General features: G+C 69.0%; 8 protein-coding genes and 1 CRISPR repeat array. Of the genes, 3 read left to right on the top strand and 5 right to left on the bottom strand.

Annotation, left to right across the window (positions count from 1 at the left end; genetic code table 11):
• Window positions 1–121: 121 nt before the first annotated feature.
• A CRISPR array of direct repeats spans window positions 122–461; the repeat unit is 37 nt; unit sequence GTCAAAGAGTTGGTGCCGCAATGGGGACCGGTGAGAG.
• 184 nt (window positions 462–645) lie between these two features.
• Together EV193_RS02915 and EV193_RS02910 are read right to left on the bottom strand one after the other, a co-directional pair.
• Window positions 646–1,821: a hypothetical protein gene (locus tag EV193_RS02915; RefSeq protein WP_130342354.1), complete on the bottom strand. Its 1,176-nt coding sequence runs from the start codon at window positions 1,819–1,821 to the stop codon at window positions 646–648.
• 1,365 nt (window positions 1,822–3,186) lie between these two features.
• Complete coding sequence (locus tag EV193_RS02910) at window positions 3,187–3,798, bottom strand: TetR/AcrR family transcriptional regulator (RefSeq protein WP_130342353.1); 612 nt, start codon at window positions 3,796–3,798, stop codon at window positions 3,187–3,189.
• A gap of 52 nt (window positions 3,799–3,850) precedes the next feature.
• Here EV193_RS02910 and EV193_RS02905 point away from each other — a divergent pair, with 52 nt between their 5' ends.
• Together EV193_RS02905 and EV193_RS02900 are read left to right on the top strand one after the other, a co-directional pair.
• Entirely contained in the window at window positions 3,851–5,248 is a 1,398-nt protein-coding gene (locus EV193_RS02905) for an ABC1 kinase family protein (protein WP_130342352.1), read from the top strand.
• Window positions 5,245–6,381, top strand: coding sequence for a cytochrome P450 (locus EV193_RS02900; protein WP_130342351.1), 1,137 nt, complete (start codon window positions 5,245–5,247; stop codon window positions 6,379–6,381). The genes EV193_RS02905 and EV193_RS02900 overlap by 4 nt, the downstream gene beginning before the upstream one ends.
• Here EV193_RS02900 and EV193_RS02895 read toward each other — a convergent pair.
• Complete coding sequence (locus EV193_RS02895) at window positions 6,378–7,148, bottom strand: TIGR03619 family F420-dependent LLM class oxidoreductase (protein WP_130342350.1); 771 nt, start codon at window positions 7,146–7,148, stop codon at window positions 6,378–6,380. The two genes, EV193_RS02900 and EV193_RS02895, sit on opposite strands and share 4 nt — an antisense overlap.
• Window positions 7,149–7,189: 41 nt before the next feature.
• Window positions 7,190–7,960, bottom strand: a complete 771-nt coding sequence (locus EV193_RS02890) for an alpha/beta fold hydrolase (protein WP_130342349.1) — start codon at window positions 7,958–7,960, stop codon at window positions 7,190–7,192.
• Window positions 7,961–8,012: 52 nt separating this feature from the next.
• Here EV193_RS02890 and EV193_RS02885 point away from each other — a divergent pair, with 52 nt between their 5' ends.
• Window positions 8,013–8,357 carry a MerR family transcriptional regulator gene (locus EV193_RS02885; RefSeq protein ID WP_130342348.1) on the top strand — a complete coding sequence of 115 codons (345 nt, stop codon included), beginning with the start codon at window positions 8,013–8,015 and terminating at the stop codon, window positions 8,355–8,357.
• 6 nt (window positions 8,358–8,363) lie between these two features.
• On the opposite strand, the gene EV193_RS02880 is transcribed toward EV193_RS02885, so the two are convergent.
• A complete protein-coding gene (locus EV193_RS02880; RefSeq protein WP_130342347.1) occupies window positions 8,364–9,293 on the bottom strand; it encodes an alpha/beta hydrolase family protein in 930 nt (309 codons plus the stop codon).
• Window positions 9,294–9,301: the final 8 nt, after the last annotated feature.

Raw genomic sequence — 9,301 nt, 5'->3', positions numbered from 1 at the left:
CCGGCGTTTTCGGCCGGTGAGAGACCGGCACGCCGAAAAAGACACCGGAGCAGAAGAAATTGCCGCAATGGGGACCGGCGTTTTCGGCCGGTGAGAGTTCACCAAGGGTGCGCCGTCAGTGGTCAAAGAGTTGGTGCCGCAATGGGGACCGGTGAGAGGCTCGAGGCGGGCACGGAGTACTTCTACCGGTTCCGCGCCGTCAAAGAGTTGGTGCCGCAATGGGGACCGGTGAGAGCCGGTAGGTCAGGACGGAGCAGGCGAACGCGGCGCCGTCGTCAAAGAGTTGGTGCCGCAATGGGGACCGGTGAGAGTACGGAGACACCCCATACTACCGAACACGCTGGATGGGGTCAAAGAGTTGGTGCCGCAATGGGGACCGGTGAGAGCTCGCCTCCGGGTTGCGCTTGGCGACCTCCTCCCAGCTGTCAAAGAGTTGGTGCCGCAATGGGGACCGGTGAGAGGGCTCGCGAGAAGTATACCGGTTGACCTGCGGAAACGGGCGCGGTTGCGAGCGGTTCGGTGAAGAGGGTCGTGCGGGGCTCGGTTGGCGGCTCGGAAGGGCGCGGTTTCGGGGGCTGACCTGCGTGCGAGCGGTCCCTGGGGTTTGAGGCTGCACCGGACCGCTCGCAGTGGGCGCGGCGGCGGTCAGCCCTTGTTGCCCCAGGTTCGGAGGCGGGTCTCACCGGCGGGGAGCTTGCAGCGGTCGGGATCGCCCGCGTAGCGCAGCGCTTCTTCGGGGGTGGGCTTCCAGGGCCACATCATCCACACGCGCGTGTGCTTTCCGCCGCCGTACACCGATTCGAGCGTGTTCTCGATGAACCGGTTGTGGTGGCCAGCGCACTCTTTCGCGCGCGCCTTGTACTTCTCGTAGCAGTACTGGTCGCACACATCGTCGCGGTAGTACTGGTCAGGGCCGGTTCGGATGAAGGTGCTGTATTCGAACGAGTTCAGCGAACTGCGGTCGCGCACCTTCGCCGGCTCGCCGCTGATGTCGACGTACCTGTTCTTGGCGAAGACGTTCTGGTTGCTGAAATGCGTCACGTACCCGCCGTGGATCATGCCGGCGCGATCTCCGGCGTTCTCGATGTTCTCGAAGTGCGAATTGGTGATCCGGTTGTCCGACGAGTTGGTGAGCACGATCGCGCCGTATCCGCTGTCCCGGTTGTCGCCGGTCCACTTCGTGCCGATCTGCCGGAACCGCATGCCCATGAGCTGGTTGCCGTTCAGACCCTCGGACGTGCGCTTGAAATACGGAGGATTTCCGCCGTCGGTGTCCTTGCCGTACTCCAGGCCCATCAGGCCGAGGCCGTCGGAGTAGTTCTCGACCTGGAGGTAGGTGAACCGCAAGCCGCTGGTGCCACCGTTCGGGAGCGACCCGCCGAGTCGGGCGGTGAGCCAGGCGCCGTTCTTGTGTTTCCCGTCAGCGCCCTTGGGATTGCGGAACGTCGACCGGCCGGCGATGTCGTCGATGGTGTCGCCCGGCTGATAGTCCTCGGGGAGGAAACTCACCGTCTTGCCGGGGACGTAGAAGGTCCACGAGCCGAGTGGCGGCGAGTCGTACACGCCGTTGCGAATGCGCACCTCGACATCGCTGGACGGGTTGGTGCCCAACAGGATCTGTTGCGCGCGAGCCAGCGAGGCGATCGGTTTCGCCGGAGTGCGCCCGTCATTGCCGTCGGAACCGCCGGGTGCCATGTACAGCGTGAACACGGCGTCCGGAGCGGCCGAGGGTGCCGCCTGAGCGGACACCACCGTGGCCAGCACGCCGGCCGCGGCCAGCGCCACTCCACAGATCTGCGCACGTCGCGAGAACCGAGCCATGGTCGAGCACGTTAGCCACCCCAGCCGCTCCACGTGCGCGTTTCACAGAATCTGGCCCCACCGGCACCGCGAGCGCACCGGCGTAGAAGTGATCAGTGCGAGCGGCACTGAGGGTGTCCGCGTGCACGCCAGCCTCGTGGCGCGCAAATGGGGCTGGCTAGTGAGAGGCAGCCGCATCACCTCGGCGTGGGGCGCAGACGCCGGCCGCAATGGGGTCGGTCGAGATGACCGGTGAGTGGAGTTTGCCGAAGTCCTCGGGGCCGAAGTCGAATTCGAGGCCGCAACGGGACCGGTCGGAGCGACCGGTGAGAGCAACGTGACTGAATCTAGCTTCGGCGCTGGTCAGAGCGACCGCAATGGGGACCGGTCGGAGCAACCGGTGAGAGGGCTGCAACGCGAACCTCAAGAACATCGGCGGCGAGGTACCGCAATGGGGACCGGTCGGAGCGACCGGTGAGAGAGACCTGCTGCACATCACCTCGGACACCGGACAGTGCTCACCGCAATGGGGTCCGGCCGGATGGGGCCGGAGGCAGCGGTGGCGTCGCGCAGGTCGATGTCGTGATAGCCGCACACGCCGCAATGGGATCCGGCCGGTTAGCCGGAGGCAGTGGCTCCTGTGCACTGCGGACGGCATCTACATCTGGGGGCCGCAATAGAGTCTGGCTGACTGAGCTGAAGGGCAGGTGCGGGCTCGATCGATCGTGATCGCGTCCAGGTCGCCGCGATGGAGGGTGGCGGGATTGGCCAGCGTCAGCACGGACACGGCCTTCGCGTTGGCGCGCGGTGAGGCACCGCAATGGAGTCCAGCCGGTTTGGCCGAAGGCAGAACTCCGGCAGGAAGTTGTTCATCGCGAACAGCGGGCCGCAATGGAGCTGGCGAGGAATCGCCAGGGTGAGACGGCGACATTGACCTGCTGCGGCTGCCGCAATGGGGACCGGTCTAGGTGACCGGTGAGAGCCGGTAGGCAGATCTTGACCGGCCCGCCTTGGCGGTCCCCGCCGCAATGGGGACCGGTTCGGGAACCGGTTGTCAGATCTCCGGCGACCTCGTAGCCGGCTATGAGCTGGTCGTGCCGCAATGAGGACCGGTCCGAGAACCGGTTGTCAGTCGAAGTCCTTACGCCGAACGCTCTTCTTCCACGCGGAGCCGCAATGGGGACCGGTTGGGGGAACCGGTTGTCAGGGTCCTGGTGAAACTGTACCGCCTGACCTGGGGGAACGGGCGGGTTTGCGAGCGGTTCCGCTGTAGTGGTGGCACGGACGGGCGTGGGTGAGTTTGGAACGGTGTTTCTAGGCGGTGACCTGGGTGCGAGTGGTGTCTGGGGGGGGGTGACCGGGTACCTGACCGCTCGTAAGTGTGCGTCATGGCAGCGTCGGCGGGTTTTGGAGGAGTTGCAGGGTGCCGTGGACCCAGGTGGCGATCAGGTGCTCGTCGGACACGGGGAACGCGGGGCCGCCGAGGACGGTGGCGGTGACGCGGGATGACAGCAGCGAACCCATTGCCAGGGCGGCGATGGCGTTGGCTTGCGCGTCGGTGAGTGTCACGTCCGAGCGGGAGCGCATCCAGGTGGCGAGTTCGGTGTAGCTGTTGGAGACGATCTTCTCGACGGCGGAGATGAGCAGTTCCTGGCCGGTGCGCGCTTCGGAGGCGAGGATGCGCAGCAGCTCCGCTTCACTGTCCAATTCGGACAGGATGTAGCGCGCGCCGATCGTCAATTCCGCGCGGAGATCGCCCAGATCCGTGATGAGCCAACGCATGTCGCGCAGGGCGTCGAGTCTGGACAACTGCCGTTCGACGCCGGCGCGCAACAAGTCCTGCTTGGACTTGAAGTGGTGGTAGATGCCGCCGGCCCCTGGGGTGAGGCCAGCCTCGGCCTCGATCGCGGTGATGCTCGTGCCTCGGAAACCGCGTTCGGCGAAGAGCTTCACGGCGGCGTCGACGATGCGATCGCGGGTGGGGGTTGACTCCGGCATGGTCCTAAGTAAACACTTAGGTGGGCCAATTGCCAAGTGAGGGGAGACGGTTGTGGCGCAACGACGCTCGATACCCGTCGGCAGGGTCAAGCGGGTCGCTCCACTGGTCGCGTTGACCGGGCGCACGGCGGGGGACGCGGTCGTCGCGTCACTGCAGCGGCGGATTCGTGGTGTGGACAACACGGCCGCGGTGCACGAGCGTGCGGCCGATCGGTATGCCGCCGTGCTGGGGCGGTCCAGGGGTGTGTTGATGAAGGCGGGGCAGATTCTGTCCTTCTTCGCACCCAGCGACGGTGCGACGGCATCGGTGTACTCCACGGCATTGGCCCGGCTGCAGTCGGACGCGCCGCCGATGGCGCCGGAGGAGGCGGCCGAGGTCGTGCGCGCCGAGTTGGGCGCCCCGCCGGAGGAGATCTTCGCCGAGTTCGACGCCGTCCCGTTCGCCGCCGCCTCGATCGGTCAGGTGCACCGCGCGACGCTGCACGACGGGCGCGTGGTCGCGGTGAAGGTCCAGTACCCGGGCGTGGACGAGGCGATCCGCGCGGACCTCGCCAACGTCGAGCTGCTCGGCACCTTCCTGCGGCTCGGCGCGTCCGTCATGCCGGACATGCCCAAGATCGACACGCGGGCGCTCGCCGAGGAGGTGTCCGCGCGGATCGGCGAGGAGATCGACTACCGCACCGAGGCGGCCAACCAGATCGAGTTCGCCGACGCGTACCGCGGCCACCCGTTCATCAGGATTCCCGAGGTGATCTCCGAGCTGTCCACCGCGCGCGTGCTCACCATGGAGTACGTCGACGGCATGCGCTGGGCCGAGGCGGCCGAGCAGGACAAGGAACTGCGCGATCGTTGGGGCGAGGTGATCTACCGGTTCGTCTGGGGCAGCATGCGCCGCCTGCGCGCGGCCAACGCCGACCCGCACCCCGGCAACTATCTCTTCCACCCCGACGGCACGGTCACCTTCCTCGATTTTGGCTGTGTGAAACGGTTTTCCGCCGAGCAGGTGCTCGGGCTGCAGGCGATGGAGCGCGCCGGCAACGAGGGCGATCCGGTGCGGCTGTGGCACGAGGCGACCGCGCTCGGGTTCACCACCGGCGGGCGCGCGCCGTCGCCCGAACAGCTCGCCGACTGGTTGGACGTGCTGTGGCGCCCGTCGACCGGGGAGCAGCCGTTCACCTACACGCCGGAGTTCGGCATGGAGGCGACGCGCCAGGTGATGTCGCCGTTCGGCACGCACGCGGAGGTGCTCCGGCGGATCGACCTGCCGCCGGACTTCACGTTCTTCCTGCGCACCGACGCCGGCCTGACCGCGATCCTGTGCCGGCTCGGCGCGACCGGGTACTGGCGCTCGATCGTGGACGAGTACGACGGCGTCGCGCCGCCGGCCACCGAGTTGGGCCACGCCGAGATCGAGTTCTGGGGCGCCATCCCGGCGGGAGGTCCGCGATGACCACGGTGATCGACGGGCCGGTGTTCTTCGACGAGACGCTGGACGCGTTCGTGGTGGTCGGCCACGACGCGGCGAACGAGGTGCTGCGCGGCGGCGGGTGGAGCTCGGACCTGCGCAACAACGTCGAGTTTCTGGCCCAGTTCGGCGGGCCGGACGCGGTGCCGGAGCTGCTGACCAGGATGGTCGTGTTCATGGATCCGCCGGGTCACACCAGGATTCGGCGGCTCGTCGCGCCGGCGTTCGGCGCGCGGCGGATCGAGTCGATACGTGATCGGATCGCCGCGATCGTGGACGCCGCCGTGGCCGGACTGTCCGATGTGGACGAAGCGGAGCTGGTGGACGACTTCGCCTACCCGCTGGCGATCGCGACGATCACCGAGCTGCTCGACGTCGGCGTGGACGGCGCTCAACTGATCTTCGACGAGACACCGCGGCTGATCGGGCTGCTCGAGGTGGGCGCGTCCGAGGAGCGGGTCGCCGAGGCAGCCGGCTCGGCCATGACGTGCTCGATGTTCCTGCTGCCGCTGATCGAGGACCGCCGCCGTGCCCCGGGTGGCGACCTGATCAGCGCGCTGCTCACCGCCGAGGTGGACGGCGAGCGGCTGGACACCGAGGACGTGCTCGCCACGGTGCTGATGCTGCTGATCGCCGGGCAGGAGACGACCGCGAACCTGATCGGCAATGCCGTGCTCACGCTGCTGCGGCACCCGATGCAGTCTGCCCGGCTGCGGCGCGAGCCGGAGCTGATCGGCACCTGCGTCGAGGAGGTGCTGCGGCTGGACGGGTCGGTGAAGCTGGTCGGCCGCACCGCGCTGGTCGACCAGACCGTGGCTGGCACGAAAATCGTTGCGGGACAACAGGTTTTCGTGCGACTCGCGGCGGCCAACCGGGATCCGGCGCGGTTCGCCGGGCCGGACGCGTTCGACATCGGCCGGACCGACACCGGGCACCTGGCCTTCGGCGCCGGCCCGCACTTCTGCCTCGGCTGGGCGCTCGCGCGCACCGAGACGGAGGAGGCGATCAGCCGGTTGTTCGCCGCCTTCCCGGACCTACGGCTGACCCGGGAACCCGCCTGGCGCGACTCCACCACGTTCCACGGCCTGGACGAGTTGCCGGTACGGCTGCGGCGCTAGCCGAACTGCGCGGCGAACTCGGCCATCCGTTCCTCGAAGCCCTCGGCGGGGGTGAACCACACCGCGAGCGCGGCCGCGCCGGCGTCGGCGAACCCGTGTGCCTGGTCGACCGCGCGCTGGAACTCGGCGCGTCCGCCGTGCCAGGCGATTCGCGCGGTCGCCCGGACATCGCGATCCGACGACTCGCGCAGGCGCGCAAGGCGCTCGGCGAACTCCCGCGGCTCCAGCCCGACGGCCTGCCACTCGTCGGCGAGCCGTGCGGCGCGGCGCAGGGCGGCGTCGCTCGTCCCGCCGACCATGATCGGGAGGTGCCGTCGCGGACGCGGCTCGAAGACTCCGTCGTCATAACCGTAGAACTCGCCGTGGAACGGGCCCTCGCCGTGGAAGAGGTGGCGCAGCAGCCTGATCGCCTCGTCGGTGCGTGCGCCCCGGGTGTGGAAGTCGGCGCCCACGGCGGCGAATTCCGTTCTGTCCCACCCGATCCCGACACCGAGGGTGAGCCGTTCGCCGGAGATCCGGTCCAGCGTCGCCGCCTGCTTGGCCACCACGAACGGGTTGCGCATCGGGAGCACCAGCACGGAGGTGCCGAGCCTGATCGTGCTCGTGTGCGCCGCGAGGTAGGACAGCGACACCAGCGGCTCGTACACCCCGCCGTAGCGGTCCTGGCCGTACCGGCCCGGTGGGAGCAGGTGATCCGGCAGCCACGCCCCGCGGTAGCCCAGCCGCTCCGCCTCGGCGGCCAGCACGGCGAGCCGATGCGGCTCCATCGCGGGCGACTCGTCGGGAAGTACGACTCGATGTCCACGCCTCACACCGCCTTCGCCAGGAACCGCGTGAGCGCGTCGAGCCACTCGTCGGGCGCCTCGGTGCCGATGTCGTGTCCCGACCGGATCCGGATCAGCTCCGCACCGGGAATCCCGCTGGCCAGCCGCTCGGACAGGACCGGCGGCGTGAGCAGATCCTCGGTGGTCGCCACGATCAGCGTGGGAACCGTGATCGCGGCCAGCTCCCCGGTCGTGTCGACCGACGCGGCGAGCGCCACGTGCTCAGGGCTGCCAGGCGGAATCACTCCGGCAAGCTGGTCGATCGACTTGTCGAGTCGACCCGGCGTCAGCGACTCCAGCCGTGAGCGTCCGCTGGCGGCCATGGTCAGGAAGGTGGCCAGCAGCCGCCGGTCGCCGTCCAGCAGCGCCGCCCAGACGTCGAGTGCCAGGCGCATCGGGTTGTCCGGGCGGGCGAATCCCGCGGTCAGCACGAGCGCGGTGACCCGGTCGGGATGGCGGCTCGCGGCGCGCACGGCGACGGCGGTGCCGAGGGAGTAGCCGAGAATCGCGAAGGTGTCCAAGCCGGCGTCGAGTCCGGCGCGCACCAGCTCGTCGGCCAGGTCGTCCAGTGAGAGCGGCGCGGTGGCTCGCGGTGTCGCCCCGGTGCCCGGGTAGTCGACGCCGACGACGGTGTACTCGGCGGCGAGGCGGACCATGATCGGACCGAAGTTCGGTGCGATGCCGCCGCCGGCGCCGTGCGCGAGCAGCAGTCCGGGGCCCGAGCCGCGCACCGTGCGGAAGAAATGTTCTGCCATGCCACGACGTTAGGCATTGACATCGGTGTCAAGGTCAAGTCGAGGAGTGCACGTGCTGATCGGTGAGCTGTCCGCGCGGACCGGGGTGAGTCCTCGCCTGCTGCGGTACTACGAGCGGCAGGGTCTCCTGGACAGCGACCGGGGCCCCAACGGCTACCGGACCTACGACGACGACGCGGTCGGCACTGTGCGCCAGATCAGGGCGCTGCTCGCCGCGGGGCTGGGCACCGAGGTGATCCGCACCGTGCTTCCGTGCGCCAACGGTGACGCGTCCCGGCTGGACCTGTGCCCCCGGTTGGTCGAGACATTGCGCCGGGAGCTCACCGCGATGGACGACCGGATCGACAACCTCCGGCAGGTGCGCGGCACGCTCGCCGCTTACCTGCCGGAGGGGTGACACCGACTAGCTCTCCTTGTACCGCAATGGTTCCCGGCTGAGTCGAGTAGCGGTCCAGGTCGCCACCAGCTCGACCAGTTCGGGATCGACCGGGCGGCCGTACTGCTCGCCGTAGTTCCGCAGTGACGGCTCGCCGGGGTCACGGCGCAGCAGGTGAGTGAGGTCCGGGAATCGTTGCGGCTCAACGGTTGCCGCGATCTCCGCGATCTGGTCGAGGTTGTCCACCGGCACCTGGATGTCCTTGGTGCCGTTGATCGCCAGCACGGGCGCGCGCATTGCCGCGATGTCCGGCTTCGGGTCGTGGGACAGGTATTCGCGCATCATCCTGGCCGGGATCTTGACGCCGTACAGCCGCGCGACGTCGCCCTTCGTCGCGTTGATCTTCGCCGTCAGCCGGCGTATCTGGGCGTCGGGCGTGCGGCCGAACAGGCGCAGGATCAGTCGCATCGGCAGGGCGATGTCGGAACCGTTGCGCTCCATCCACTCCCGCATCAGCTGCGCGCCGGTGCGCGCCGGACAGGCGAGGAGCACAGCGGCCGCCACGTCGGCGTGGCCCGCGAGCCAGGCCGCGTGCATCGCGCCCTCGCTGTAGCCGATCGCGCCGACCGTGCTCACCTCCGGCCGCGCGTTCAGCTCGCGCAGTACCGCCGCCGCGTCCTCGCGGTGCGCGAAGAACCCGGTGGCCCGCCAGTCGCCACCGGTCGCGCCGACCCCTCGGCGGTCGTATCGGTAGGCCGCGATGCCTTGTGCCGCAAGGGCTTCGGCGAACGCGCGGCCCAACTCGAAGCGGGCCTTGCCGACATTGCCCTCACGGTCCGCCTTGCCCGGCCAGAGCAGCAGCACCGCCGGGTGCGGACCGTCGCCGTCCGGCACGGCCAGCGTCCCCGCCATCGCGAGCCCGTCCTCGGTGGGCAACGCCAGCTCGATCTCCCGCATGATCACTC

The sequence above is a fragment of the Herbihabitans rhizosphaerae genome (assembly GCF_004216555.1).
Taxonomy (GTDB): Bacteria; Actinomycetota; Actinomycetes; order Mycobacteriales; family Pseudonocardiaceae; genus Herbihabitans; species Herbihabitans rhizosphaerae.
The sequence above is the reverse complement of the archived record's forward strand: the minus strand, read 5'-3'. Positions and strand labels throughout refer to the sequence as shown.